Source organism: Croceitalea sp. W27, from assembly GCF_055693185.1.
Genome location: NZ_CM146327.1, coordinates 2240274 through 2266311 on the forward strand (window position 1 = coordinate 2240274; position 26038 = coordinate 2266311).

Annotated in this window: 26 protein-coding genes; 8 read left to right on the forward strand and 18 right to left on the reverse strand. The window is 35.6% G+C overall.

Features of this window, described 5'->3' with window-relative positions; genetic code table 11:
* Nucleotides 1–60: 60 nt before the first annotated feature.
* Nucleotides 61–1386 (forward strand): hypothetical protein, encoded by a 1326-nt coding sequence (locus ACZ1GR_RS10035; protein ID WP_472608851.1) that lies wholly within the window; start codon nucleotides 61–63, stop codon nucleotides 1384–1386.
* A gap of 7 nt (nucleotides 1387–1393) precedes the next feature.
* Here ACZ1GR_RS10035 and ACZ1GR_RS10040 read toward each other — a convergent pair whose 3' ends face one another.
* The 15 genes from ACZ1GR_RS10040 to ACZ1GR_RS10110 all read right to left on the reverse strand — a co-directional run bounded on the left by ACZ1GR_RS10040 (nucleotide 1394) and on the right by ACZ1GR_RS10110 (nucleotide 13158).
* On the reverse strand, nucleotides 1394–1795 hold the full coding sequence (locus ACZ1GR_RS10040) for a DoxX family protein (RefSeq protein WP_472608852.1): 402 nt from the start codon (nucleotides 1793–1795) through the stop codon (nucleotides 1394–1396).
* A gap of 11 nt (nucleotides 1796–1806) precedes the next feature.
* Nucleotides 1807–2958 (reverse strand): DNA polymerase III subunit, encoded by a 1152-nt coding sequence (locus tag ACZ1GR_RS10045; RefSeq protein WP_472608853.1) that lies wholly within the window; start codon nucleotides 2956–2958, stop codon nucleotides 1807–1809.
* Nucleotides 2959–3012: 54 nt separating this feature from the next.
* Entirely contained in the window at nucleotides 3013–3792 is a 780-nt protein-coding gene (locus ACZ1GR_RS10050; protein ID WP_472608854.1) for a DUF6090 family protein, read from the reverse strand.
* Complete coding sequence (locus tag ACZ1GR_RS10055) at nucleotides 3789–4550, reverse strand: DUF6090 family protein (protein WP_472608855.1); 762 nt, start codon at nucleotides 4548–4550, stop codon at nucleotides 3789–3791. The genes ACZ1GR_RS10050 and ACZ1GR_RS10055 overlap by 4 nt, the downstream gene beginning before the upstream one ends.
* On the reverse strand, nucleotides 4550–5287 hold the full coding sequence (locus ACZ1GR_RS10060) for a DUF6090 family protein (RefSeq protein ID WP_472608856.1): 738 nt from the start codon (nucleotides 5285–5287) through the stop codon (nucleotides 4550–4552). Before ACZ1GR_RS10060 ends, ACZ1GR_RS10055 begins: the two co-directional genes overlap by 1 nt.
* A gap of 196 nt (nucleotides 5288–5483) precedes the next feature.
* Nucleotides 5484–6179 carry a DUF6090 family protein gene (locus ACZ1GR_RS10065; RefSeq protein ID WP_472608857.1) on the reverse strand — a complete coding sequence of 232 codons (696 nt, stop codon included), beginning with the start codon at nucleotides 6177–6179 and terminating at the stop codon, nucleotides 5484–5486.
* 31 nt (nucleotides 6180–6210) lie between these two features.
* Nucleotides 6211–6888, reverse strand: coding sequence for a DUF6090 family protein (locus ACZ1GR_RS10070; protein WP_472608858.1), 678 nt, complete (start codon nucleotides 6886–6888; stop codon nucleotides 6211–6213).
* 44 nt (nucleotides 6889–6932) lie between these two features.
* Complete coding sequence (locus ACZ1GR_RS10075) at nucleotides 6933–7946, reverse strand: DUF6090 family protein (RefSeq protein WP_472608859.1); 1014 nt, start codon at nucleotides 7944–7946, stop codon at nucleotides 6933–6935.
* A gap of 31 nt (nucleotides 7947–7977) precedes the next feature.
* On the reverse strand, nucleotides 7978–8796 hold the full coding sequence (locus ACZ1GR_RS10080) for a DUF6090 family protein (RefSeq protein ID WP_472608860.1): 819 nt from the start codon (nucleotides 8794–8796) through the stop codon (nucleotides 7978–7980).
* Nucleotides 8793–9068, reverse strand: a complete 276-nt coding sequence (locus ACZ1GR_RS10085; protein ID WP_472608861.1) for a GIY-YIG nuclease family protein — start codon at nucleotides 9066–9068, stop codon at nucleotides 8793–8795. Before ACZ1GR_RS10085 ends, ACZ1GR_RS10080 begins: the two co-directional genes overlap by 4 nt.
* A 320-nt stretch (nucleotides 9069–9388) precedes the next feature.
* The gene (locus tag ACZ1GR_RS10090; protein WP_472608862.1) at nucleotides 9389–10138 is read right to left on the reverse strand and encodes a DUF6090 family protein; all 750 of its coding nucleotides are present in this window, start codon (nucleotides 10136–10138) and stop codon (nucleotides 9389–9391) included.
* Nucleotides 10139–10169: 31 nt separating this feature from the next.
* Nucleotides 10170–10922 (reverse strand): DUF6090 family protein, encoded by a 753-nt coding sequence (locus tag ACZ1GR_RS10095; protein WP_472608863.1) that lies wholly within the window; start codon nucleotides 10920–10922, stop codon nucleotides 10170–10172.
* A gap of 8 nt (nucleotides 10923–10930) precedes the next feature.
* Nucleotides 10931–11701 (reverse strand): DUF6090 family protein, encoded by a 771-nt coding sequence (locus tag ACZ1GR_RS10100; RefSeq protein ID WP_472608864.1) that lies wholly within the window; start codon nucleotides 11699–11701, stop codon nucleotides 10931–10933.
* A complete protein-coding gene (locus ACZ1GR_RS10105) occupies nucleotides 11694–12428 on the reverse strand; it encodes a DUF6090 family protein (protein WP_472608865.1) in 735 nt (244 codons plus the stop codon). The genes ACZ1GR_RS10100 and ACZ1GR_RS10105 overlap by 8 nt, the downstream gene beginning before the upstream one ends.
* A 1-nt stretch (nucleotide 12429) precedes the next feature.
* Nucleotides 12430–13158: a hypothetical protein gene (locus ACZ1GR_RS10110; RefSeq protein ID WP_472608866.1), complete on the reverse strand. Its 729-nt coding sequence runs from the start codon at nucleotides 13156–13158 to the stop codon at nucleotides 12430–12432.
* A 350-nt stretch (nucleotides 13159–13508) separates the two neighbouring features.
* On the opposite strand from ACZ1GR_RS10110, the gene ACZ1GR_RS10115 reads away from it, so the two are divergent.
* From ACZ1GR_RS10115 to ACZ1GR_RS10125, 3 genes are all read left to right on the forward strand, one after another.
* The gene (locus ACZ1GR_RS10115; RefSeq protein ID WP_472608867.1) at nucleotides 13509–14699 is read left to right on the forward strand and encodes a phosphoglycerate kinase; all 1191 of its coding nucleotides are present in this window, start codon (nucleotides 13509–13511) and stop codon (nucleotides 14697–14699) included.
* Between the two features lie 107 nt (nucleotides 14700–14806).
* A complete protein-coding gene (locus tag ACZ1GR_RS10120; protein WP_472608868.1) occupies nucleotides 14807–16423 on the forward strand; it encodes a LysM peptidoglycan-binding domain-containing protein in 1617 nt (538 codons plus the stop codon).
* 245 nt (nucleotides 16424–16668) lie between these two features.
* Entirely contained in the window at nucleotides 16669–17661 is a 993-nt protein-coding gene (locus ACZ1GR_RS10125) for a DUF4837 family protein (RefSeq protein WP_472608869.1), read from the forward strand.
* A 55-nt stretch (nucleotides 17662–17716) separates the two neighbouring features.
* Here ACZ1GR_RS10125 and ACZ1GR_RS10130 read toward each other — a convergent pair whose 3' ends face one another.
* The 3 genes from ACZ1GR_RS10130 to ACZ1GR_RS10140 all read right to left on the reverse strand — a co-directional run bounded on the left by ACZ1GR_RS10130 (nucleotide 17717) and on the right by ACZ1GR_RS10140 (nucleotide 20615).
* The gene (locus tag ACZ1GR_RS10130; RefSeq protein ID WP_377767579.1) at nucleotides 17717–17887 is read right to left on the reverse strand and encodes a DUF6747 family protein; all 171 of its coding nucleotides are present in this window, start codon (nucleotides 17885–17887) and stop codon (nucleotides 17717–17719) included.
* A gap of 287 nt (nucleotides 17888–18174) precedes the next feature.
* Nucleotides 18175–20211 (reverse strand): OmpA family protein, encoded by a 2037-nt coding sequence (locus tag ACZ1GR_RS10135; protein ID WP_472608870.1) that lies wholly within the window; start codon nucleotides 20209–20211, stop codon nucleotides 18175–18177.
* A 209-nt stretch (nucleotides 20212–20420) separates the two neighbouring features.
* Nucleotides 20421–20615 carry a twin-arginine translocase TatA/TatE family subunit gene (locus ACZ1GR_RS10140; protein ID WP_377767577.1) on the reverse strand — a complete coding sequence of 65 codons (195 nt, stop codon included), beginning with the start codon at nucleotides 20613–20615 and terminating at the stop codon, nucleotides 20421–20423.
* 176 nt (nucleotides 20616–20791) lie between these two features.
* On the opposite strand from ACZ1GR_RS10140, the gene ACZ1GR_RS10145 reads away from it, so the two are divergent.
* The 4 genes from ACZ1GR_RS10145 (at nucleotide 20792) to rfbB (ending at nucleotide 26016) form a co-directional block, all read left to right on the forward strand.
* Nucleotides 20792–21661, forward strand: a complete 870-nt coding sequence (locus ACZ1GR_RS10145; protein WP_472608871.1) for a M23 family metallopeptidase — start codon at nucleotides 20792–20794, stop codon at nucleotides 21659–21661.
* Between the two features lie 5 nt (nucleotides 21662–21666).
* Entirely contained in the window at nucleotides 21667–23160 is a 1494-nt protein-coding gene (locus ACZ1GR_RS10150) for a GH3 family acyl-acid amido synthetase (RefSeq protein WP_472608872.1), read from the forward strand.
* Between the two features lie 59 nt (nucleotides 23161–23219).
* The gene (locus tag ACZ1GR_RS10155; protein WP_472608873.1) at nucleotides 23220–24905 is read left to right on the forward strand and encodes a DUF6909 family protein; all 1686 of its coding nucleotides are present in this window, start codon (nucleotides 23220–23222) and stop codon (nucleotides 24903–24905) included.
* Between the two features lie 67 nt (nucleotides 24906–24972).
* Nucleotides 24973–26016 (forward strand): dTDP-glucose 4,6-dehydratase, encoded by a 1044-nt coding sequence (rfbB, locus tag ACZ1GR_RS10160; RefSeq protein ID WP_472608874.1) that lies wholly within the window; start codon nucleotides 24973–24975, stop codon nucleotides 26014–26016.
* The last annotated feature ends 22 nt before the right edge of the window (nucleotides 26017–26038 follow it).

Consider the following 26038-nt stretch of genomic DNA (forward strand, 5'->3'; position numbering starts at 1 on the left):
TTTGGAATGATATTTGTCCCTATTCATTTCATTTACACTAAATTCCATTAAAACCAAGCAATGAAAAACGTACGTATTCTGGTACTATTCGGGTCGTTATTTTTAAATTTTCAAGTTGTACTTGCCCAGAAAGGTTGGACAAAAACAATATCTGGCGACAACTTAATCTATTCACCGATCACTATCAAACAAGGAAAAAAGTTTAACTACATATTCTTTAAACCCACAGACTTAAATGGTCAATCAGAAAAGGATTGGTTATTGGCAAGAGCAAAAAAAGAGCATAGCAAATTAGGAGTGGCAGAAACTCCTTGGAAATTAAAACAAGAAACAAAGGGAGGTTGGAGTGTAAGTAATGCCTACACCAATAATCAAAATGAAAAAATGTCGGCTGGTTATGCTAGTAAAAAATTGTCGAATGGCAAGGTCTATATGCTACAGATGATTTCAAGTTCTGATGTAGCCATACTATTAAAATATGGCCAGCAATTTAAAAATGTAATGCTAGACGCAGAATCAATTTTTAAGCAAGAAAAGAGTTGGGCCAACTCGTCTTCCGTAAGTAAAAAAAGCACCTCTACTTCCAGTACATCTAAAAAAACGAATACCCCAACTAAAAAGTCAAAACTCACATCAAAAGAAAAAAGACTATTGACCGAAAAACGTATTAGAACCCAACCAGGAAAGGGAGTTCAACCATCGCAAATTCATGTTTTATGGGTAGATAGTGGGGTAGATGTGTTAATGGGGGGTATTAAAGTTGACACCTATCTTTTCTTAAAAGATGGTACTGTTTATACTGATTGTGAAATTCCTCCAAATGAACTATTAGTAAAAAAATCAAAGGAATTACAACCAAGTAAATGGACTATCTGGAGAAAAGCTGGCGCATCATACCAAATTAAGAATAAGAAGAAAGGTACTTGGAAAACATTAAAAGGAAATAGGGTAATTGCTACTCAGGCTAATGAAAAATTAAACAAAAAATTCATTACTACAGGCGGAAGCCAGTATCGAGGTTCTTGGGAAAACAGTATTACATTTAAAACCAACGGACGCTTTGAAATGAGTCGTTTTTCAATGAAAGACAATTCATCTATTGGTGGAGGTACAACAGGCCCATCTATACAAACTGTAAGCAAGAGCGATAAAACTGGTACAAGGGGCACCACTGTGGTTAGCGGAAGTGGTGTTGGCGGTGGTACGACATCACAAAAAAATAATGGCGCTGCAAATACAGGAAATTACTACTTAAAAGGAAATACCATTACGCTAAAGCATGACAATGGTTATGAGCACACCGAGCTTTTCTTTTTTGATAAGAAAGATAAACAATCATTCATATTCAAAGACGATAGGTACTGGATACGGAAGTTAAAGCAGTAGCTATTTTTTAAGCTTGCAACAAAAACAACAGAAAAACAGTAGGCAATAAATAGATTACAATTGTCATCGCACCGGCATAGTCTTTATTGATACGCTGCCCTAAAAATAACATTAGCAATGCCAAGCACGAGGTGAGTGCACCGTAAAGCGCAAAGGTTTTATCGTTATGCAACAGTAGGTGTATGATACCGGCCAAGCACAATAATCCGGCTACGAGTTCAACCACGGTGATGACACCTAACAATAAAGGCACGGAATTTTTAAATAATGATTTTGAAAAATGTTCCTTTAACCATGATAGATTCCCCTTCCAGTCGACAACCTTATCGATTCCGCTTTGTAAAAAGGTGATAATCAAAAATATCAGTAATACGGTTTCAGTAGCATTTTCGTAAAAGTGAAGGTGCATAATGTTTGGTTTTAGGCGGCTTTGGTATGTAGAAGCCTGGTTAGTTTTATAGATAGATCGGTAAAGATGATTTTTGCATTTCCGTTACGTTCCACGTGAAAAATAGCCTCTTCCAATTCTGTTGTAATGTCTTGAATATTGTTTTCGTGCACAAAGGGGGCAAACTTTTTTAAATCGAACCCATCCATATGTATTTTGGCATAGACCAACTCATGGGCATTGAAGTTCATCAGCATTGCCTGGCGCATTATTGTAATACAGTAGTGCAGAAACTTCTTCTGGACCTCGCGACCATGCTTTGCTAGCTCATTGCTCCAATTAATAAGCTCATGAATGGCCGCTTTATTTCCCTTAGCTTTAAAAGCACTGCGCACCCATTGCACAAACCATTTTTCGAAAACCAAATCTTCAGAATCGTTGTTCATTAAATCGAGAGCCTTATTAAAGTTTCCATTTGCCTCGTGCGCCAAACGATTTGCTTCTGCCTCGGCAAGCCCTTTTTTCATTAATTCACTTGCTATTACGCTTTGTGGTAGCGGAGCAAAATGAATGACTTGACATCTAGATTTGATGGTATTTATGATTTGCTCTTCGTCTTCGGTAATAAAAAGAATGACCGTATTATTTGGTGGCTCTTCAATCAGTTTTAAAAGCTTGTTTGAGGCAGCAATGTTCATTTTCTCGGCCATCCAAACAATGAGGATTTTATAGCCACCTTCGTACGATTTTAAAGAAAGTTTTTTAACGATATCCTGTGCTTCATCAACCCCAATCTGGCCTTGTTTTTTTTCGATTCCGATAGCGCGGTACCAATCAAAAAGATTTCCGTAGGGCTGTTCTTTTACAAACTTTCGCCAGTCTTCTAAATAGTGGTCGCTAACCGCATGGCTTTTCACCTTATCGGAGTTAGATACCGGAAAAGCAAAATGCAGATCAGGGTGGGTTAAAGAAGCGCATTTGGCGTTACACACTTGATTTTCGCCATCGTTTTCCCCATTTGTGTTTTGGCAAAGCACGTATTGCGCATAGGCTATGGCCAAAGCAAGTGTTCCTGACCCTTCTGATCCTACAAATAGCTGTGCATGCGGTATGCGGCCAGCTTCTGCCGTTGTGGTCAAGTGTTTTTTTAAATGGCCAAGCCCTAAGACCTCTTTAAACTGCATAAAGCAAATATACGTTTTAGTGTAACAGGTTTTTAGAGAAGAATTTGGTTACGGTTATTGTTTTTCCAGCTCTTTTTCAAGCATAGTTATGGTGGACAAAATAAAATCTTTTAGGTTCAGGTCATTAATGACTACATAATCGTGATTATGCTTATGATGCCATACTTGGTTCTCGAATTCCATTAAATCTTCTTTTGGTAAATTAAACCTGAAAGGTGATTTTTCTTTGTAAGTCTTCAAATAGTTGTTCTTATCAAAAGGCAATTTTTTGGTGAGCTCTCCATTGGCAAGTGGAAATCGTTTCATCAAAAATGGCATTAAATTCATGGTGTAATTATCTGATCTAAAAAGGATATCCTCTTCGCAGTCAATAATTAAGGTTAGCCAATTCCCCAATTGTTCCCGGATTGCCCCGTTTTTTAGAATGCTTAATTTTCCCGAATTCACTATTTCACTAGAAACCCCAGTTATGGCATCAAAAGAATTGAAAGCACCAATGTTAATCAATAATTCATCGACCAAGTCAGGATTTTCTTCCAATGAATTTAATCGTATGATTTGAGTAAGAGCAGCACAAGATTGATTGACTTTATTATTAACCTTGATAGATTCGTCCAACGAAGTTAAATTATATTTGAATTCTTCTTTTAAACTAGTCAGTAATTCTATTTCTTTTTTGTCTTCAATTCGTTGTTGGTTCCAGGTGTTTATTTGAAGTGCCAATAGAATCCCAATGACCACCAGCAGTATTTCACCAATGGCATATTTAAAGTATTTTCCCATTTTGTTTTCACTCATAAGGTTGTAGCGTATTTTACGGAAGAGTTTAATCATGATTTTAAATAATCTTCAATTGTAGAAATTAGTTTTTTGTTGGTTTCAATAAGTTCTTTTAGCTTAAGTGCGATACTGGGATTCGCTATTTCATTACGGTTTAATATTCCTTGTAGAGATTGTTGTCCATTGGCTTCGTTTAGAATTAATGAAGGTATCGTACCATCTTTAAAATCAGATGGTTTTAAATTTTTAATCATAGAATTGTATAATTTATGATTATCGGTAAAGTAACCACCCCTCCATAAATCTAGTTCAATGGTTTCACTGAATGCATTTAACCGGTTTTCTTCGAACATAACCAATTCGACTAACCGCATGTATTCTTGCTCTAAATTATTTATTACAGCTTTTTTTTCACTCCAATAATACTTGGCGGTTGATGTCTCATTTCTTTCTACGGTAGTAGTAAACCTACGTTCTGTAAAAATCTGTTTTGTGGTTTCAACAACATCGAACACATCTGTTTTTTCTAAGCCTAAATCAAGAAATTGTCGGCTTTTTTCTGCTGCATTTAGTCTAAATTCTTTTAATTCAACTAGTCTTATTTGGTCTTCATGAAGGTTAACCAATTTTTGGTTAAGATAGGTGTTGATTTCTTCTTGTAATTTGTTCGCCTCATTCCAATTGTTAATCTGAAGTGCAATTAGAATCCCAATGACCACAAGTAAAATTTCACCAAGGGCATATTTAAAATACTTGCCTGTTTTGTTTTCCATGAGAAGGTTTTGACGGATTTTTCGAAAGAATTTAATCATTAATAGGCTTTTAGTTCAGTTTCTATTAAATTTCGTAGGCTGTTATTAAGTGTTAAACTTCTATTCTTAATTCCGTTTATGTTGGATTTTAATTTAAAATTTGCTTCAAATAAAATTTGTTGAAAATCAGTGTTCTTGCTAATTTTTATAAGATCTTCTTTACTTATCATATTTACTTTGTCGGCATCTAGAGTCTCAAACTGGCTCTCTAAATTATAAGCTTCCTTTAGCCCTAAATAGGGTCTAATTTTATCTTTAACGATACTAATAAACTCATTCATTTCGATTACTCCTAAGTTTAAATCTTCATTATAATCAATAAGTTCTTTTCTAATCGTCTCATTATTTAATTGACTTACTAATAATGATGACGTTTTTAAACTCGGTGCTTCAAAAGTTACGTAACGTCTAATGCTTCTTGGGTTTTCAGTTAATGGCTCATTAGAGTTTTTGTAACCAATATTATAAAGTTGTTGGTGTAAGCTATTTATTTCTGATAGCACTTTAAGATTTGAGTCGAAAGCAATAGAATCTAGTTTAAGATCTTCGAGAAGTTTGTTGAGTTTAGTAACCTCAGTTAGTCTGGCTTTCCTGTTCTCATTCCAATTATTGATTTGCAGTGCAATGAGGATACCAATAACCACAAGGATGATTTCACCAATGGCATAGATGAGATATTTCGAAAATTTATTTTCTGAAAGCAGGTTTTGACGAATTTTGCGAAAGAATTTAATCATGATCTTTGTTTTTTTTGTCATTTCGAAATGAGGAATGAAATGACAATTGAGAAACGTGAGTTCGGCGTAGCCAAATCTCAAATGAGATTCCTCGTCGCTTTGCTCCGTCGGAATGACAAAATATATGGTTTTGGTTAATTAGTGAACGACGTATATGGCGGAAGAATTTAATCATTAGTTAGTGGTCGTACTTTTGTTATTTTTCTAATTTCCGTTCAATATCATTAATTATACTTTGCTGTATATCAATTAATTTTGTTGCCCGTTGAAAAATCATTTCTGCATTTATATTCCTTATTTTAATTTGATTCTCAAAAACTGGATTTGATAAAATTGATTTTTGATTAACTGGAAAATAGCTTTGGTCATCTTTTAATATAGAATGCTTGAAATTTTTTGATTGATAATTTTTTGTCAAAAATGGATAAATATGACTATTAAATTGGTCATAAGTTAACTTTAAACTATAGCTATACAATTCATAAGTTAATCTCCAATTTGCAATTTCATTTTTGAGCTGATAATCATTAATCGTTTCAAGTTTTTCTGAAGATATCATTGCGTTAAGAGCTTTAAATTCTGGTATAAAAGCTACTGCCCACATCAAAGTATCAAGCTTACTTAAAGAAATTTGTTTCGGATCAGGATTTATTAAATCTGACAGTTCTTTTGTCTTTAATTTTACAAATCTGTGATAGGAATTAATTCTTTTTAATTCTTCTTGATTCGCTTCAAATTCACTTAATAAATTCACCAAGTACTCTCGCTCTTCAGCGTCTTTTTTGTTAACTTCATTCCAGTTATTAATCTGAAGTGCAATGAGGATACCAATAACCACAAGCACAATCTCGCCAATAGCGTATTTAAAGTATTTGCTTGTTTTATTTTCCATGAGAAGGTTTTGGCGGATTTTTCTAAAAAATTTAATCATTCAACTCTTTGTTTATAATTTCTATAATTCTGTCTATTAGGGTCGAGACTTTTAGGAGTCTGCCATTACTGCCACTCCAGTTATCTCGATTTAGGATTAAAAGGTTTCTAATTTCGCCACCAATTTTTAACTCTGAGTAATCTTGTAAATCGACTAATTTTCCAAAATTGTGTGTTACTACATTTTTCTTGAGAATGGGTATCCAATCATTATTGAACATTTTTTCTAGGTCATAACATGCTATATTAGCCGCAACCGCTTGATCATCGTAATACATACCGAGTAGAAATTGAAGTTGGTTATTGGATATTTTATCTATGCCTTTAGATTTAAGTACTTCGTAAGCATTGGTTAATGCCCTAAACCTATCGAACCGTACAACATCACCTAGCCAATATTTAATACTGTCGTTAATTGTTATTGATGAATCTTCTGCTAAAATTTTATCAAGTGATGAAACTGCATTTTCGGCATTAGTAGTATAGTTATTTAATACTAATTTATCTTTAATGAGATTTGCTCTTATTTGAGTCAGAATCTCGTTTTCAAATGTTTCGTTTTTTCTTTGCTCATTCCAATTATTAATCTGAAGTGCTATGAGAATCCCAATGACTACTAGGATAATTTCACCTATGGCGTATTTGAGGTATTTACCTGTTTTGTTTTCCATAACTAGGTTTTGGCGGATATGTCTGAAGAATTTAATCATTGGCTTTATTCAATTATTAAATAACCGTTCTGAGTAGCTCTAAATTTTTTAATGCAATTGCCGCTATTATCTACTTGTTCAATCAGGATATTTTGATTCCCATCTATGCCTACAAAATAGCTATAGCTACGAGCCATTTGGTATGGTTCTAGTATAAGTTGACTTGTTGCCTTTTTATCAAAATATAAATTTAGAAATACCGAATCTTTAGTGGTGTTTACAAGTAGATGAGACGCTCTATACTTTCTGTATTGAGGCGATGTAATTTGTGACTCTGAACACGCTGCTTTTTTAAAAGGGTTCATATTATAATGTGCTAATAACTGCTTCATTTGAGAGGTGTCAAAATTTTTATTAGCCTGTTTTATTTTTAATAATGTTGCTAAGTTTATAGCCATATATCTTGATATATTATCGTAATACACTTGATTCATTGACCAACTCTTATAAAGTCGTTTTTCATACTCAGGATTATGTAAAAAGAAATTAATTTTGGCTTCTTTATTAATACTGTCTTTGGCTGATATAAAAAGATACTGACTCATATATTCTAATTCATCACTAATAACTTGAGTTACATGCTCCCAATTGCTATCTAAATCTACTTTTTGATCTCGCAATAATTTAGCTTCCTCAATGACTTCTTTGTATTCTTTTTTTGCATCTTTTTCGTAATCTATTAACTTAATGATGTTACTGGTCTTTGGTCTTAGCTGATCCCAGTTAGTAGTGAGATAATCAAGAAAATTATTTTCATAATAATCCTCTTTTTTGAGTTTTTTATAAATACCTAATTTGGTTAAACTATCCATTTGATAGTAAAATTTTAGAATCCTTTGTGCTTCCTTATGATTATAAGTTAAGTCATTTTCTAAATCACTAATGGTTTGAGTTATTTCATTTTCAATTTTTTTGCTCTCGTTCCAGTTATTGATTTGAAGTGCAATGAGAATACCAATCACCACAAGGATGATTTCGCCGATGGCGTATTTGAAATACTTGGATGTTTTGTTTTCCATTAGAAGATTTTTTCTGATATGTCTAAAGAATTTAATCATACTGCTTCAGTGCATTAGTAAGAGTAGCAATCAATTTTTCTGTTTCTTCAATAATGTAAATCATCTTCCTCATGTTACTTTCCTGGCCGTTGGCCATCAAATTCAACCCTATCTGAAAATCTTTGTAGGCCTCAGAATCAGAATCAGAATAAAATGGGTAATCCTCTAATTTAAAATTGGCCTTGTTGTAATCATAGTCCAATATCAATTTACCAAAACCATCTTCGTATTTGTTAATTCCACGTTCCACAAACCCTGTGTTTATGACGTTGTAGTCGGCTTCGCGTTGACACATCTTATAATAGCCTGTAATTGCAGTTGTTAACGTATCTGATTTAAGTGTATAAATTTTACCCGTATTCAACATCTCGGTGTAGGTATTATCTGGTATATTAAGTAATGAACCGCCTGCATTTATTCGTGCTGTTACCAAATAGTCAAAGTCGTTTTCGTCCAAACCTTTATAGGTTAGCTGCAAAAGAGAATCACAATCTTTTGCCGCTTCCTTTAGACTGGGCCAACTGAAAGCATTTTTGCGTTCCATGCCTTCGAGGGCTATTTTATGTAATCTGGCTTTGGTGGCGTTAAGATCATTCAACATTTTGTTGAGATATACCTTATTGCTTGCTCTTAATTGGCGATCTGTATTCCAATTATTGATTGCCAAGGCGAGTAAAATCCCGATCATAACGAGGACTATTTCGCCGATGGCGTATTTGAAGTATTTACCTGCCCGCCCGACCGAGTCATTCGGGCTGGTTTTGTTTTCAGTGAGCAGATTCTGGCGAATTTTACGGAAGAATTTAATCATAGTTTAGTGTTTTTGTCATTCCTGCGAAGGCAGGAATCCACTTGCAAGTCCATTTTATACATCTTTAAAATTAGGCCAATCTTTTGATAAGTCGCTCCAAGTAGGGTTCTCTGCTTCAATGATATCTTTTTTCCATTGACGCTTCCATTTTTCATGTTCTTTTCCCTTTTAATCGCATCATTGACGTATTGAAAGGTTTCGAAATAAACTAATCGATTAAGGCTATATTTTTTAGTGAAGCCTTCAACAAGTTTGTTTTTATGTTCGAACATTCTACGTTCTAAATCGTTAGTAACTCCAATCTATAATGTTCCGTTATACTTATTTGATAGTATGTATAAGTAATACTGATGAACATTTTTATGCATTATACTTATTTATTCTTTGTGGATTCCTGCCTTCGCAGGAATGACAAATCGGTTTTATGTTTCACCACAGGGCAATTTCGCCAAGGGTCATATGCTTGAGCTGTTCTTTGGTGTAGGCAACATGTTTGGGGTTGTATGGGATGATTTTTCTCATAGTTTTACTCACCCCTTTGTCCCCTCCCAGGAGGGGAATTTAATATGATGGATTCTGCGAGAGAATTTTATCATTCGTTTAAATCTTGTTCAATTAAATCAAGCATTTCTACAATACGCTGTCGTAAACTAATTGCCTGACTATTGGCTATTTTTGCATAAGAAGCACATTGCGCAATATGACTTTCAAATTGTTCATCATCCAATAATTTTGACACCTCTATTTTCTTTGCAGAATTTCCTAAATCAATCTCTGTTTTTGTGCCTTTATCTAAATGGAAAGATGCGAGAACATTGTCTTTCCAATATCGATTTAAAAGATTTCTTACAATACCTTTTTGAGCTAGCATAGGCATATATTCATTATTTCTAACAAGCATCCAAGCCTGCTCTTCTTCGGTAACCTGAATGACTTCACTCGTCCATCGAGCCAGACGCTCTTTAAGATTTCTATTTTGCAGTAACTGTATTCTTCCAGAGCTATTAATATCATTAACAATGGGGTCAAAGGTCGGACTTACTGCTGTATGTCCTATGTATATTATAATAGAATCCGTATCTCGAGTTTCTGGATAGTCAATGTTGTGAAGTAATTTTAATGACGCAGAAATCTTCTGTTTGCGCATCTCAATTTTTTGGTCCAATTGCTCTAGATTACTTTTAAATTCTGAATGTAATTGGGTTAACAATTCTTGTTCTTGAGCTCTTTCTTTTTTGCTTTCATTCCAGTTGTTAATTGACAACGCAATCATAATCCCAATAACAACTAGTAAAATTTCACCAATAGCATATTTGAAGTATTTACCTATTTTGTTTTCCATGAGAAGGTTTTGACGAATTTTCCGAAAGAATTTAATCATTGGCCTTTTGTTTGGTTGCATCAATTATTTGGTCAATAAGTTTATCTGTTTCTTCACAACGTTCAATTACTTGTTGATTATACCAAAGATGATTGTCTAAATAGTTTTCAAATGCTATGTCTTGAAACAATGGATAATAATCTGGTTTTACTTTAGATTTTCCAGACCAAGAATAATTACTATTCATATCCATTTGCTTAAAGGATACTTTATCTAATAAGTAAGGTACAAACTGTTCATCTGACCATTTATCTAATTTGCCCATGCGTGTTTTTCTAATTTCAGATAGTGTATTCCATTTATAAAGTAAGTCAGTAATAATATCATTTTTTAGAAGGTTTAATTTTCCACTTTGCATTATGTTTTTAATAGTATTATCAGCAAAAGCAAATTCACTTGCGCTAAAAGCTACATAGAGTAGGCTATCTAAATTATGTTTAAAAAGTTCTTCTTTTGATACTCCAATTAAACTCATTAGTTTCTTTTCAGTATTCGCTTGACTTTTAATTACAGTCAAAAAATCTTTTAAAACCTTTTTATTTTCTTTAAAATCAGCATGCAATTTTGCAATCACCTCTTTTTCCTCCTTTTGTTCGATGCGGTTTTGGTTCCAGTTGTTTACTTGTAAGGCTAGTAAAATACCAATCATTACTAGTATAATTTCACCAATGGCGTATTTAAAGTACTTGGTAGTTTTACCTTCTGAAAGCATGTTTTGACGGATTTTTCTAAAAAATTTAATCATGGATTGTTTTATTCTGCACCGCACTTAGCACTTAATAACTTGTAAGGTTTTTCCATTAGCGTATTTATAATTTCAAAATGCTGTTTTTGCCTATCTGCAATCGCAACATTAAAAATCAACACCTTTTGTAAGTTTTTGTAATAGCCACTACTTGGGTCTTTGTGCCAATCATTTTTTGGAAGAGTAGCCACAACTTCAGCACCAATTAAGTCATTGACATAATCAAATTCGTAAATGCCAAAATCAATGGATGTGTTTATGAGCTTAAAAATCTCATTAATTAGTTCTTCTCTATTTTCCCTAAGAATGATGAGCTTGTCGTCTAATTGGCTATTAAACTCAAGCAGGCTATTCCTAATGCGCTCATCTCTTAATAGTTTAATGTTTCCTGAAGACACTAAATCCTGATAGGTAATATTTCTGGGCAAGTAGGTGTCTGTTCTGTACGCTTTCAAAAATTTATTAACCAAAAAGCTCTTGTCCTTTTCTCCTGATGCTAATTCTAGCATAAGTTCCTTACTAAGTTTAACCCTTTCGTCTGCCTTTAAATTAAGTTCTTCACGAAGTATTATATCTGCTTCAAAATCCGCTAAGAGCTTGCAATAGTAAGTAGCTTCTGATGCATTGTTTTTCCTCTGGTCATTCTGGTTATTGATACCAAGTGCCATTAGTATACCAATGATGACAAGAACGATTTCACCAATGGCATAGATGAGGTATTTTGAGAATTTGTTCTCGGATAATAGTTTTTGACGGATTTTTCTAAAGAATTTAATCATTTGTTGTAGGCTTTGAAAGTTCGATAATATTATCTAAAGCTTCCTGTACTTTTTCCAATTCTCCACTAGAAACTAATATTTGATTAACTAAATCGTAATTATTTTTTACTAAATATTCAAACTCTAAAGTTTGTAATGCATCAAAATTATTTCGCTCATCTTTAAAATTATAATTCCAGTCAAAATGTTTAGACATATATGCGTCATATTGATTTATTATATAATCTCTTGAACGTAATTCTTCTTCTTGATAATCAGTAATCAAATCATTCCAAGAAATCAATAAATCGCGTAAGGTTTCATTTTTAATGATATCAAAAGATGAGGTGCTCGCAAGTGCATTAATACTCGTTTGTGAAGGATTAAAAGTAGCGCCTGCAAATGACCAAAATAGTTGAAAACTTAAGGAATCTAAAACTGCAGGTTTAGGTTTTGATTTTATTGGAAATAACTTTATAATCTTTGTACTATTGTTATGTGAAATTTTATGTTGAGCTACAACAGAATCTAACTGTTTTCGGTTTTGTTGAAACTCTTTATGAATGTTTGCTAAAATCGCAGTTTCTTTATTAGAATTTATTCTGTTTTCATTCCAGTTGTTAATTTGTAGCGCTATAAGGATTCCTATGACAACCAATAGTATTTCGCCAATGGCGTATTTAAAGTACTTGCCCGTTTTGTTATCTATGAGAAGGTTTTGGCGAATGCGACGGAAGAATTTAATCATTTTAAGATTTGTTTAGTGTTAGCCTTAATTCTTCCCCAGTTTCTTTTAGTGCTTCAATCGAAGCTTTTAAGACACTAGAATAATTCACATAATATAATTGGTAGTTGCTAATAACGCGATGTCTATATTCAGAACTATATAAAAAATAATCTTGTAGCTCTTTGCTGCTATTATCTTGCATTATTTTTTTGCCCATATATTCAGGATACCAATCGTAATTGTCCCTAAAAATATTTACTAGTTCTTCAGATTGTTGATTGATTCTTTTTTCATAATAGTCAATCACTACAAGGCCCATTTTGTCATAGACATCTATGATTTTTAAGGACAAACTATCGTTAACATTCAATGCTTTTAATTGGTTTACTCCGGTTGTATTTAAATTAGTTGAGGCGATATAATTTGTCAATATTCTAGAAAGGCCCACATCAAACAAATCTGGCGTGATAGAATCTTTAATGACTCTTTGAAATATAAATTCTATTTCTGTGTAGTAATTTAAGTTTGAAGACAATTCTTGAACATCATTTTCAATATCTGTTAGAATGCGTTGGTATACCGAAAGTAGTTGCTCGTGTTTGATTCTTTTTTCATTCCAGTTATTGACTTGTAAGGCCAAGAGAATACCTATCATGACGAGGATAATCTCGCCTATGGCATAAAGAAGATATTTAGAAAATCGGTTTTCTTGCAATAATTTTTGGCGTATTTTTCTGAAGAATTTTATCATATGGTTAGTTGGTTATTTTGGACATTTCGAACCGAGTTTGCCAACGTGAGAAATCTGGATTTCTCAATCGTCTCCCGATAGCTATCGGGATTCCTCATATCGAAATGACTTAGTGTGGTTTCTTGAATTCCGCAGAAGAATTTAATCATTGATTTTGGTTGGTTGGTGGGGGAGTGCTAGCATCAAATATAAGGCAATAGGCTCTTCATTTTAACAAAAAGTGTTCAATTTCAGCCATTTGGATTAAAACCGACCACTTTAAACACCACAAAAACCTTAAAATTTAGCGGTTTGGTAACACCCTAAAGCCTAAAGAAATCTTTACTTTTGGCATTCAAACCGAGTAACTCATGAAAACACTGGAAGATTTCAATTTTGAAGATAAAAAAGCACTAATCCGTGTAGATTTTAATGTTCCCTTAGATGCAGAATTTAATGTAACGGATACTAGTAGAATAGAAGCGGCAAAGCCTACAATTTTGAAAATCTTGGAAGATGGTGGCAGTGCCGTTTTAATGAGTCATTTAGGCAGACCAAAAGGCCAGCGCAATCCCGATATGTCATTACAACATATTTGCAACACTGTTTCTGATATTATTGGAGTGCAGGTAAAGTTTGTCGATGACTGCGTTGGTGAAAAAGTAGATGAAGCGTATGCTAATTTAGAAAGTGGCGAAATTTTATTGTTAGAGAACCTTCGCTTTTATGGCGAAGAAACCAATGGCGATGCTGAATTTGCCGAAAAACTATCTAAATATGGAGATGTGTATGTGAACGACGCTTTTGGCACGGCGCATAGAGCACACGCATCAACAACGGTAGTTGCCAATTATTTTGCCGAAAACAAGTGTTTTGGGTATTTATTGGCCAAAGAAATCAAAGCCATCGAAAAGGTAATGGCCACTGGCGAAAAACCGGTTACTGCAATTTTGGGTGGCGCTAAGGTGTCTTCTAAAATTACCATTATCGAAAATATATTGGACAAGGTAGACCACTTGATTATTGGCGGCGGAATGACCTATACTTTTGTAAAAGCCAAAGGCGGGCAAGTAGGCGATTCTATTTGTGAAGATGATAAAATGGAATTAGCGCTTGACATTCTAAAACAGGCCGCCGAAAAAGGGGTAGAAGTCCATTTGCCCGTCGATGTTATAGCGGCCGATGCGTTCGACGCCAACGCAAATACTCAGATTAGCCCTGTAGACACTATCGCAGATGGTTGGCAAGGTTTAGATGCCGGGCCGGCCACATTAGAAAACTTTAAAGAAGTGATTCTAAAGTCAAAAACGATATTATGGAACGGCCCTGTTGGTGTTTTTGAGATGGAAAGTTTTGCAAAAGGAACCATTGCCATTGGTAACGCTATTGACGAAGCCACCCAAAATGGGGCTTTTTCACTTGTTGGTGGTGGAGATTCGGTTGCTGCGGTAAAACAATTCGGCTTTGAAGACAAGGTAAGTTATGTATCCACTGGTGGCGGGGCAATGTTAGAGAGTTTAGAGGGTAAAACACTACCCGGTATCGCCGCAATATTAGGCTAGTAAAGACGTTATCGATTAACGGACTTTATCCTAAATTTTGATGGTTTTGCCCATAATCCTTTATTTTTTCAATAAAAAACTGCATTTTCGCTAGTCCCGAATAAACTATGACCGAAATGAAACGAATTAAAATTCATTTTTGGGTCTTACTGTTTTTGACTGCGATAACAGTTAATGCCCAACAAACAGATACAACTGCGGTTAAAGCAGTTGATTCTCTTTTGGTAAATCTTGAGAAAAAAGCCCCCATTGCTGAAAAGGAAACAGCGAAGACTGTGCTGAATATTCCGGCGGTCGAAGATAAATCAGAACAAAGTAAGCTTCAAGACCTGGAAGAGGCGTATAGATATGATAGCCTTTGGATGGATGAGCTATACAAAAACGCATCCTATTTTGATGAAATGTATGCTGAGGTAACCAATCCGAACAGTGCTGACGAATACATAACCGAATTATCTACGGACACCTTAAAGGCCCGTCTAAAAAGGCTTAATGAAAAAACACCTTTTAATATTGCCTATAACCCTTCCTTAGAAAGTGTTATCAAGTCTTTTCTCTCAAGAAAGCGGGGCCTTATGGAGCGAATGATAACAAAAAGTCAGTTCTACTTTCCGCTTTTTGAACAAGAATTGGATAATTATAATGTGCCCCTAGAGGTGAAATACTTGGCCATTGTAGAATCTGCATTGGATCCAAAAGCAAAATCCAGGGTAGGTGCTACGGGGCTTTGGCAGTTCATGTACGGTACGGGCAGAATGTATAAGCTAGATGTAAGTAGCTATGTCGATGAGCGTAGTGACCCTATCAACTCGACCACTGCCGCGGCGAAATATTTGAAAAAGCTATATGATATTTTCAATGATTGGGATTTGGCCCTGGCGGCCTACAACTCTGGCCCGGGCAATGTAAACAAAGCCATAAGACGCTCAGGGGGGTATAAGAACTATTGGAACATTAGACAAAACCTACCTCGCGAAACCGCAGGTTATGTGCCAGCCTTTTTGGCAACAATGTATCTTTTTGAGTATGCCGAAGAACACGGGCTAAAAGCTAAAAAAGCGGACCGCGCTTATTTTGAAACCGATACCATACATGTAAAGAACACGATTACCTTTGACCAAATTTCTAAAATGGTGGGTATTTCGGTTGAGGAATTAGAGGTTTTGAATCCGGCCTACAAACTAAATATCATTCCTAAAGTTGAAGGCAAAACATACACTTTACGCTTACCAATGAAGCATGTTGGCGAGTTTGTAAACAATGAAGAGGCCATTTATGCCTATGCCAAAAAAGAATTGGAAACCGTAGAGAAACCCCTGCCTCAACTCATTACAAGTAATGATAGGGTACGATACAAAGTAAGAAGTGGCGATTACCTAGGTAAAATAGCAGAACGCTATGGTGTAGGGGTAAGCCAGATCAAAGGCTGGAACGGCCTTCGAAGCAATAACCTAAGGGTCGGTCAACGCCTAACGATTTATCCCAGAAAGCCGGTTACGACCAAAGTGGCGAGTACTGCAACAAAACAGGCAGCAGCTGAACCTGTTGGGGCATTACCAAAAGACCCCTCTAAGATTCATGTAGTACAATCTGGAGATTCTCTTTGGACCATTTCTAGGAAGTATCCCGGAATTTCAATCGATAATCTTAAAAAGTGGAACGGTCTTACGGGCAACAATCTCAAGCCGGGCACAAAGCTGAGGTTGTGTAATTGCTCATCTTGATCGAATTAGAACATTTTGAAGGAATTCGTCAATTCGAGTGATTTTTTAGAATGAAATGAAAAAAAATCGTATCGAGAATAGAATTTTGGAAGACAAACACGTGTTTTTGATACTTCTCCCTTTTTGAGAAAGATTCGAACTAACGATTTATATTAAACAAGGAAATTTACTCCTAACACTCACTAAAAAGTGCATTACACTCATTCTAATACAATCGGTTTGTATAAATTGATTATTTTAGAATTATGATGCAAAAACTAGGAACAGTGCTGTTGTTTGCCCTTCTGGCATTCACTTCTTGTAGAGATAATTCAGAGAATAAAAGATACCTGCCACCTTCTACCGGAGCGGTAAACTCGTTAATGGTGGTGATGGATAATAACCTTTGGCAAGGCGAAGTCGGCGATAAAGTACGTGAAGTATTTGCAGATCGCGTATTGGCCGTTCCACAGAGTGAAGCGATTTTCTCGCTTACACAGATACCTCCACAGGTTTTTAGAGGGGCCACAAGTCATTCGAGATCGGTATTGTTCGTACAGAAAGACACCTTATCGATTGGTCATGTAAAGTCCAATGTATACTCGGTACCGCAAAAAGTAGCGGTAGTCAAGGGTAGAACCAATGACGAATTGCTTTTAAACATAGAAGGGGTGGCTCAAAAGGCGGTAACCGCTTTTAAAAACAACGAGATAAGCGAGGCACAAAGACGTTTTAAAAAGTCTTTGAACAACGAAACCGACCTAAAAGATGAACTTGGTATTCAATTGGACATACCTTCGGTATATCGCGTAGGAAAGCATGAAGAAAACTTCGTTTGGATCGATAGACAGATCTTAAAAGGCAATATGAATATTATTGCATACGCCATGCCTTGGGATGCTTTTAGCAACGACTCTACTTTTGTTCAAGATATCGTACAAATGCGTGATTCTATAGGCAAGAAATATGTGCCCGGCCCATATGATGGCACATTTATGATAACGGAAAAGGCCTTTTCCCCGTACGTTTTCCCGGCAGAAGTGAATGGCTTTAAAGCTGCCGAAGTCAGAGGTATTTGGGAAATTAGCGGATACCCAATGGCGGGCCCTTTTCTGACTTATATCATAAACGATGAGGCCAATAAAAGAAAACTGATACTCGAAGGTTTTATTTTCGCGCCCTCCGCCAATAAACGCGATGATTTATTGGAACTGGAGGCCATTATGAAAACCCTCAAATTTGAAAATAACCAGTCGTAGCTAAACATTGCGTTTAACTCACTTTACCTTAAGGTGATAAAAAGTCTTGTCTTTACTATTGAAAGGCGAAACCAGTTAGTATTCTATATATGAAAGCATATAGTACGACAAAAAACATGGCAAAGCAAAACCAAGAAAACAATTTGAAATAATGCTTGACCATAATGCTTCCTAAATTTCTAAATCCTTCTAAGTAAATCTCTTTAATAAGTAATAATTTTCTCATAAGTAGTCATTTTATGTTCGTGTACAACACAAAGATTAGACTAACCATGAACTTTAGTATAACTAAAAAGACAAAACGAACTTAAACTAGGATAAAATACAAGGCACTTTTTAACATATAGATGAACGGGTATTTTGAATCGTCAAGAGGATTCTTTCGCAATGCCGTTCAACGATAGTCTTCTTCGATAAAATGATTTTCTTCTAGAAAAGGGCTTGCTCTAATAGTTCAAAAGAAAAAGCCACCTGCTTAGAGGTGGCTTTGTTTATATAGGTGTTTTATTGTTTTTACATTTTTACGATAATGAATTCAGATCGTCTGTTGAGTCGGTGTTTGTCTCTACCGCATCGTACCACGTCGCTACAGTCGTTAAGTAGCCTTTCTTCACCATAACCGATAGCGCTTTCAATTCTTGAGGCATCAATACCTTGTGAGATAAGGTATTCTTTGGTTGATGTTGCACGCTTACCAGAGAGGTATTTATTGTATGCCGCATTACCAATGGCATCGGTATGAGATTCAATTTTTATAACCATACTTGGATATTCGGTCATGACCTCAACCAGCTTGTCAAGTTCTTTTGATGCATCTGTTCTGATATTGAAGCGATCAAAGTCAAAGAATATCATTTCTGTTTTCAACTTCTTAACACCTTCTTCAACCACAATCATTTCTTGCAGGCGCTTCATAGGCTGTACAAAATCTATTACCTCGTTGTCTTTTGTGGCGATAGGTGTAGTCTGTTCAAAATAACCGTCTAAAATGGTCTGTAGGGTATAATCTGTTGTTGACTTGAGGTTGTTAAATCGGAAACTTCCGTTTTCATTAGTTCTAATCTCACCAATACGCACATTTTCGTTGTCATATAATGATACCATGGCATTTGGCAATGAATCTCCGGTAATTCTATCAACAATGTATCCAGAGATTTCATTTAAGTTAGGCATCTCTTTTCGTGTGGGGGTAAAAGAATAGATATCATCTTTTCCTTTTCCGCCAGGGCGGTTAGAAGCAAAGTAACCTTTCTCTGTCTGCTCATCAATAATTAAAGAAAAATCATCTCTTGTACTGTTAAACGGAGCGCCAAGGTTTTCAGCTTTATCAAAACCTTCTGCACTAAAATCAGACTTATAAATATCCAATCCTCCTAAGCCTTCTGTTCTGTTCGAAGAAAAATATAGCGCCTCATCCGTAATAAAGGGGAACATTTCTTTTCTGTTAGAGTTTACGGCTAACCCTAGGTTTCTAGGTTCAGAAAAAGTATTGTTTTCTAATACATCTACGACATAAATGTCAGTTCCACCGTAGCCTCCGGGCATATCAGAAACAAAATAGAGTTTTTTGCCATCTGCGGTCAATGCAGGGTGGCCTGTAGAATAGTTATCGCTATTGAAAGGGAGTTCTACCGCTTCTGTCCATTCGCCATCTATCTCTTTTGACATGTATAACTTTAGGTGGTTTACCCCTTTTTTATCCCTTCTAATTTTCTTTTTCTTTCCGTAATTATTTCTCGTAAAAAATATGGTTTTTTTATCTGGAGAAAAACAGGCCGACGCTTCGTGATATTTGGTATTCACATTTTTAGAAAAACGATAGGTGCCTGAAGCATCATTTTTAGCAGAATCTACTTTTGCCGTGTACAAATCTAAATAAGGTTGATTGTCCCATCTATACTTTCTGGTATTTAAAAACAAGGTATCCTTAGCGGAAGTGTATAGTAATTTGTCTTTGCCATAATACATCGGCGAAAAATCAGAGTATTTAGAATTTATGTTAAGATTCTTAAGGTCGAACCTTGAATCTTCTTCAAGTGTTTCTTTTAGGCTTGCGGCATCTTCTCTTAATTCTCGTTCATTTTTTTTGTTGAGCACGGCCATTACGCGATTTGCCCTTCTTTTTCTTCCGGTTCCTTTTAAAGTATGTACATAATTAAAAAGGGTATTATCTGAGATTTCATTCTCGTAGTTCTTGTAAAGCTTATTGTACCACTCGTAAGCCTGTTTGATGTTCGAATTAAAATAGTGAGAATCTCCTGCTCTTGAAAGTAAGTATTGCGATGGTTCTCCTTCACTTTCTTCGATGGCCAGATCATAATACTTGGCTGCTTCGGCATACCACATCTTATCAAAAAGGCCATCGGCTTTTCTAACAAGCTTGGTTTTTTCTTTAGTATCAGAAATGCTTTTGGGGTTAGCATCTTCACCTTCGGACACGATTTGGTCTGTGGTATCTGTTTGAATGCTGGCAAGGGCGTCTTCCGATAATTTTTGCGCATTAAGGGCAAATGTTATCAAGAAAATAAATATGAAATTAATTCTGGTCATGATTCACTTTAGTTCGACTACTACATTTTTTTGTGATTTTAACACAAAAGTCTTGTAGTAATAACGTCGAAAGTACGCTATCATGCTTAAAGGAATTAGTTTTTGTTGTGAAAACGAAGGTTTACGGGGTGAATCTTGATTTAAAGATGTTTTCAATCGATGTTACCCACAAAATAGTGTGTCTAGAGTATACTTGGGAAGCTTGAAGTTTAAGAGTTTTCGCTCGTTTTGTCTTCAAGTTTTTCGTCTTCTTTGGAGGCGTCTTTAAATTCTTTGATGCCGCTACCAAGTCCGCGCATTAATTCAGGAATTTTCTTTCCTCCAAAAAGTAAAAGAATACACAAAACAATAATGGCTATCTGCCAAGGACCAACTAAACCAAGAAATATATTTTGAGCAATCATGAATTTAAATTTTAAATAGATTTCAAAAGTACAAAAAAAGAAGATGCACCTATTTTTGATAACGTAAAATTACGTTAAGAATTGCAGTATTCATTGATTTTTAGAGATTTGCTAAAGATTTCACAATTTTAGATGGATAATGCCCATGTTAAAATCTAAGATTATATTTGTGTATTATGGCCAAAAAGCAAAAAAAAGGCAAAGAAATAAAACGGAAGCTACTGCACAAGTACCGCTTGGTGATACTTAACGAAAGTACTTTTGAAGAGAAAATATCCTTCAAATTAAGCAGGCTAAATGTGTTCGTCACCGGCACATTGTTTATCATTATTTTGATTGGGCTAACAACGCTCTTAGTGGCGTTTACGCCTTTAAGAGAGTACATTCCTGGCTATTCTTCTACACGTCTAAAAAGGCAGGCAACGGAACTGACCTATAAAACGGACTCTTTGGTGACAGTTTTAGAATATACCAATAAGTATTTAGCAAACGTTCGGCTCGTGCTACGCGGTGATATTGAGAACAACGAAATAAATAGAGATTCTTTATTTGAACAGTTTAAGCTCGACCCCTCTACAATCGATTTAAAGCCTATTCGAGAAGACTTGGCACTGCGTGAACAAGTGGAGCTTGAAGATAAATACAACCTTTTTGAACGAAATACCGGAAATGCTGGAGAAGTTCTTTTCTCACCTATAAACGGCTCGGTAACCCAAGGGTATGATTTACAGAAAAAACATTATGCCACCGATATTTCAGCCACAAAGGACACTCCCGTTAAAGCGGTAGCGGACGGCACCGTTATTTTTGCCGAATGGACTTCAGATACAGGCTACGTTATTATTGTAGAACATAAAGAGGATTTAATTTCTGTGTATAAGCATAATGGCTCGCTGAGCAAATCGCAAGGTGATATCATAAAAGCAGGAGAGGTAATTGCCGGTGTTGGTAATACGGGCGAACTAACTACGGGGCCTCACTTACATTTTGAGCTTTGGAAGAAAGGAAAACCTTTGAATCCGCAAGATTATATCGACTTTAATTGATACCTATGTCGCTTAAAGCATTTGCCGCGAAGCTCTTCGCCAAAAGAATAGCAAAAAAAAATACCGATTGGATTTTAAATCCGCATAAAGCCCAAAAACAGGTTTTTAATCATCTTATACGTACTGCCATAACCACTCAGTTTGGCCAAGACCATAATTTTGAATCTATTCAAACCCATGAAGACTTTACAAGGCAGGTGCCGATAAGAGATTATGAGGAGCTTAAGGCTTATGTTGAAAAAATTATAGAAGGCAGAGAAGATGTGCTTTGGCCTGGTAAGCCTATTTATTTCGCAAAAACTTCCGGTACCACTTCTGGCGCTAAATATATTCCCATTACCAAATCATCTATTAAGAATCAGGTAGAAGCTTCAAGGAATGCCATTCTAAATTATATACATGAAACGGGTAATGCAGATTTTGTTAATGGTAAGATGATTTTTCTGCAAGGCAGTCCGGTTCTGGAAGATAAGAACGGCATTAAATTAGGGAGGCTTTCGGGCATATCGGCGCACTATGTGCCGAGCTACCTACAGAAAAACCGACTGCCCAGTTGGGAAACCAACTGTATTGAAGATTGGGAAACCAAGGTCAACGAAATCATCAAAGAGACCGAAAATGAAGATATGTCCGTTATAGCCGGTATACCATCTTGGGTTCAGATGTATTTTGAAAAATTAACTTTAAAAACTGGTAAAAAGGTAGGTGAGTTGTTTGAAAACTTTCAATTGTTCATTTATGGTGGGGTCAATTATGAACCCTATCGCTCAAAGTTTGAAAATTTGATTGGCCGAAAGGTGGATAGTATCGAACTATTTCCCGCAAGTGAAGGTTTTTTTGCCTATCAAGATTCCCAAAAAGAAAAGGGGATGTTGCTTTTACTCAATTCAGGGATATTTTATGAGTTTGTAAGGGCAGATGATTTTTACACTGAAAATCCTCAACGTCTTACTATCAAAGATGTAGAGCTAGGGGTTAACTACGCTATGATTATTAGTACCGACGCTGGTTTATGGGGGTATAATCTAGGAGATACCGTTCAGTTTATTTCTTTAAAACCCTATAAAATAGTAGTCTCTGGAAGGATTAAACATTTTATTTCAGCCTTTGGAGAACATGTAATTGCTAAAGAAGTAGAAGAAGCGATGCGACTGGCCATTGAAGAAACTGATGCTGAAGTAAATGAATTCACGGTAGCACCACAAACTACACCAAAGGAAGGCCTGCCCTATCATGAATGGTTTGTCGAGTTTGAAAAACCACCCACTCAGCTAGAAAAATTCTGTTCCATTTTAGATACTTCAATGCAAAAACAGAACAGTTATTATTTTGATTTGATCGACGGTAAAATTCTGCAGCAACTCAAAGTAACGCAAGTTTCTAAAGATGGTTTTCAAAATTATATGAAAACACTGGGCAAATTGGGGGGGCAAAATAAAGTACAACGCTTGGCTAACGATAGAAAAGTAGCGGATGCAATTCAACCCTTCACGACATAAACTAAAGTCCGCCATTTACTTTTCAAGGAATTTCCATGTACTTTTGTAAAGAAGTCGATATGGGTACAAAAATCAAAGAAACAACTAGAGCTCAAGAATCCACAAACGCCATTGAGCGCTTGTACATTACCATGCGCCATTTGCTGAATAGAGGTTTTTATAAACCTTCAGGAGTTTCGGGTAATGCCCTTCGCAATGCTTTACTTTCGTTACGACCCGAAATTTATGGCACTATTGCCGAAGAAAAGGCAGAATTGAACGGACTTATTTACGTTTTAGAGCGACTTCCGATAGGCATTGAAGAGTGCCGTTTCATTAATCTAACTTCAGATGAAGGTTTTTCAAAATCGCATCTAAAACCGATAGTTCCTCCAAAAAGAAGAAGAAATTGCTATCGTATCGATGATGAGCAAATGAATATAGAAATTACTAGGGGGCGTTCCGATATTTATGACATTCTTACCCATTTGACTTTTCTTTATGTTGAATCTGGTAAGATTTGTGACAGAGTATTAATAGAGGATGGAAAAGCAACCGTACGCGATTGGGAAAAGTTGGCAGAATTTATTCTCAAACCAGACAAAACGGATGCTGAAAGAGAAGTTGCCCTTATCCATACGGCCAATATTTTAGGAAGGTCTTTCGATGAGGTTTCCGATATCCATGATAAACTAAAGTCCAAAAGCCGACCAGATCGCTTTTTGAATATTGTGTATTGGTTAGGAAAATTAGCGATTGAAGAAGAAACTACCGGCGATAAAAGAACGGTTACTTTTACACCGCTTCTTCGAGAAAGAATTGGACATCATATTCACGGTGAGCGATGGGCGGATACCATAAAAGAAACGCTTAAGAAAAACGGATTATTCCATAGGCCGCTTCATATTATCAGCGCCAATATGCACAGTGTTATGAATTCGTTGTTCGCCAAAAAGGCGTTGAAACAAGAGTTTCCAAATACCGATTCCCTCGACATTTATGAAACACTTAGTTCTTCTTCAAACAAAGATTTAAGGGAGAAAGTGACGGAAATGGCCACTAAAAATGGGATGATTTATATTGATGATAAATCAGGAGCAAACATTGATGTTCAAATTTTTGACATGGCAAAAGCAGCTAAGACAGCCTGTTGTTACAATTTTTCTGAGGACGGACCTGAGGCCGAAAAACCTGTTATATTTGTAATGGACTACGCCTTTGGAGAGCAGGCTTACGAAACTATCGATGAGTTGCTTAAGCCTTATGAAGTTGATGGTGAGAAATTATTTTTAAACGTTGATTCGGTTTCTATAATGGGTAAGGCTGGAATTTTAGAAGGAGGTAAAGGAGATTTAATGATTCCCTCTGCCCATATTTTTGAGGGCACCGCGGATAACTATCCCTTCAAGAACGAACTTTGTGCCAAAGACTTTAAAGGGCATGGCTTAAAAGTATTGGAAGGTACTATGGTGACCGTTTTAGGAACCTCTCTACAGAATAAGGATATTTTGCAGTTTTTTTACGACTCCACCTGGAACGTTATTGGTCTAGAGATGGAAGGCGTACATTATCAAAAAGCAATTCAATCGGCTTCTCAAATACGTAAAAGCATAAGTAAAGAGGTTAAAGTTAGATATGCGTATTACGCCTCTGATAATCCATTGGAAACAGGTAGTACTTTAGCTTCTGGAGGACTTGGCACTACAGGCGTGAAGCCTACTTATTTAATCACGGATAAAATTTTAGAGCAAGTGTTCGGCAACTAACACAATCTATATTTATGATTTAAAATGGGATTTTTGGCCACACTCTAAGAACACTATAATCTTTTTTATGAATTTACTTATAACAGGAGGAGCAGGTTTTATAGGGTCTCATGTTATTAGAAGACTGGTAAAAAATTATCCTCAGTATCATATTTTTAATTTCGATAAGCTCACTTATGCGGGCAACTTAGAAAATTTAAGAGACATTGAGAGTGCTGCGAATTATACTTTTATAAAAGGAGATATTGTTGATACATCTTTTGTAAACCGAGTTTTTGAGAAATATAGGTTTGACGGAATAATTCATTTAGCAGCAGAGTCTCATGTAGACCGTTCTATAAAAGACCCATTAGCTTTTGTTAAGACCAATATTTTTGGCACTGTAAATCTTTTAAATGCAGCAAAAAATTTATGGAAAAGCAATTTTGAAGGTAAACGTTTTTACCATATTAGTACGGATGAGGTATATGGGTCTTTAGAAAGTGAAGGTCTTTTTACCGAGAAAACACCTTACGACCCTAATTCGCCATACTCAGCATCAAAAGCTAGTTCTGACCATTTTGTTAGGTCTTATGGGGAAACATACGGTTTACCTTATGTGATTTCCAATTGTTCCAACAATTATGGTCCAAATCATTTCCCGGAAAAATTGATTCCTCTTTTTATCAATAATATAATCGAAAAAAAACCTTTGCCAGTATATGGTAATGGAAATTACACAAGAGACTGGTTGTATGTAGAAGATCATGCTGAAGCTATAGATTTAATATTCCACAAAGGAACCAACCAAGAAACTTATAATATTGGGGGGTTTAATGAGTGGAAGAATATAAATTTAGTAAAACTGCTCTGTGACAAGATGGATAGCAAATTGAATAACCCTGCAGGAACATCGCAAAACCTCATAACTTTTGTAAAGGATAGACCAGGGCATGATTTAAGATATGCAATAGATGCCAATAAGATAAACACAGAACTAGGGTGGAAACCCTCTGTCACTTTTGAGCAAGGCCTTGAAAAAACAATTAAGTGGTATCTAGAAAATAAAGAATGGTTAAAGAATGTAACATCGGGGGAGTATCAAGAATACTATTCGAAAATGTATTTATAGGAATAGTTAATTAAAGAGATTT

What these genes read in the sequence shown, in the direction of transcription:
- ACZ1GR_RS10060 (WP_472608856.1), bottom strand. Translation starts at nt 5,287, where the DNA reads ATGATTAAATTCTTTCGCAAAATTCGTCAAAACCTGCTTTCAGAAAAT.
- ACZ1GR_RS10045 (WP_472608853.1), bottom strand. Translation starts at nt 2,958, where the DNA reads ATGCAGTTTAAAGAGGTCTTAGGGCTTGGCCATTTAAAAAAACACTTG.
- ACZ1GR_RS10080 (WP_472608860.1), bottom strand. Translation starts at nt 8,796, where the DNA reads ATGATTAAATTCTTCCGTAAAATTCGCCAGAATCTGCTCACTGAAAAC.
- ACZ1GR_RS10050 (WP_472608854.1), bottom strand. Translation starts at nt 3,792, where the DNA reads ATGATTAAACTCTTCCGTAAAATACGCTACAACCTTATGAGTGAAAAC.
- ACZ1GR_RS10150 (WP_472608872.1), top strand. Translation starts at nt 21,667, where the DNA reads ATGTCGCTTAAAGCATTTGCCGCGAAGCTCTTCGCCAAAAGAATAGCA.
- ACZ1GR_RS10090 (WP_472608862.1), bottom strand. Translation starts at nt 10,138, where the DNA reads ATGGAAAACAAAATAGGTAAATACTTCAAATATGCTATTGGTGAAATT.
- ACZ1GR_RS10035 (WP_472608851.1), top strand. Translation starts at nt 61, where the DNA reads ATGAAAAACGTACGTATTCTGGTACTATTCGGGTCGTTATTTTTAAAT.
- ACZ1GR_RS10070 (WP_472608858.1), bottom strand. Translation starts at nt 6,888, where the DNA reads ATGGAAAACAAAACAGGTAAATACCTCAAATACGCCATAGGTGAAATT.
- ACZ1GR_RS10155 (WP_472608873.1), top strand. Translation starts at nt 23,220, where the DNA reads ATGGGTACAAAAATCAAAGAAACAACTAGAGCTCAAGAATCCACAAAC.
- ACZ1GR_RS10105 (WP_472608865.1), bottom strand. Translation starts at nt 12,428, where the DNA reads ATGATTAAATTCTTCCGTCGCATTCGCCAAAACCTTCTCATAGATAAC.
- ACZ1GR_RS10100 (WP_472608864.1), bottom strand. Translation starts at nt 11,701, where the DNA reads ATGATTAAATTCTTTAGAAAAATCCGTCAAAAACTATTATCCGAGAAC.
- ACZ1GR_RS10040 (WP_472608852.1), bottom strand. Translation starts at nt 1,795, where the DNA reads ATGCACCTTCACTTTTACGAAAATGCTACTGAAACCGTATTACTGATA.
- ACZ1GR_RS10115 (WP_472608867.1), top strand. Translation starts at nt 13,509, where the DNA reads ATGAAAACACTGGAAGATTTCAATTTTGAAGATAAAAAAGCACTAATC.
- ACZ1GR_RS10055 (WP_472608855.1), bottom strand. Translation starts at nt 4,550, where the DNA reads ATGATTAAATTCTTTCGAAAAATCCGTCAAAACCTTCTCATGGAAAAC.
- ACZ1GR_RS10085 (WP_472608861.1), bottom strand. Translation starts at nt 9,068, where the DNA reads ATGTTCGAACATAAAAACAAACTTGTTGAAGGCTTCACTAAAAAATAT.
- ACZ1GR_RS10120 (WP_472608868.1), top strand. Translation starts at nt 14,807, where the DNA reads ATGACCGAAATGAAACGAATTAAAATTCATTTTTGGGTCTTACTGTTT.
- ACZ1GR_RS10125 (WP_472608869.1), top strand. Translation starts at nt 16,669, where the DNA reads ATGATGCAAAAACTAGGAACAGTGCTGTTGTTTGCCCTTCTGGCATTC.
- ACZ1GR_RS10145 (WP_472608871.1), top strand. Translation starts at nt 20,792, where the DNA reads ATGGCCAAAAAGCAAAAAAAAGGCAAAGAAATAAAACGGAAGCTACTG.
- ACZ1GR_RS10065 (WP_472608857.1), bottom strand. Translation starts at nt 6,179, where the DNA reads ATGGAAAATAAAACAAGCAAATACTTTAAATACGCTATTGGCGAGATT.
- rfbB (WP_472608874.1), top strand. Translation starts at nt 24,973, where the DNA reads ATGAATTTACTTATAACAGGAGGAGCAGGTTTTATAGGGTCTCATGTT.
- ACZ1GR_RS10135 (WP_472608870.1), bottom strand. Translation starts at nt 20,211, where the DNA reads ATGACCAGAATTAATTTCATATTTATTTTCTTGATAACATTTGCCCTT.
- ACZ1GR_RS10075 (WP_472608859.1), bottom strand. Translation starts at nt 7,946, where the DNA reads ATGGAAAACAAAACATCCAAGTATTTCAAATACGCCATCGGCGAAATC.
- ACZ1GR_RS10140 (WP_377767577.1), bottom strand. Translation starts at nt 20,615, where the DNA reads ATGATTGCTCAAAATATATTTCTTGGTTTAGTTGGTCCTTGGCAGATA.
- ACZ1GR_RS10110 (WP_472608866.1), bottom strand. Translation starts at nt 13,158, where the DNA reads ATGATAAAATTCTTCAGAAAAATACGCCAAAAATTATTGCAAGAAAAC.
- ACZ1GR_RS10130 (WP_377767579.1), bottom strand. Translation starts at nt 17,887, where the DNA reads ATGAGAAAATTATTACTTATTAAAGAGATTTACTTAGAAGGATTTAGA.
- ACZ1GR_RS10095 (WP_472608863.1), bottom strand. Translation starts at nt 10,922, where the DNA reads ATGATTAAATTTTTTAGAAAAATCCGTCAAAACATGCTTTCAGAAGGT.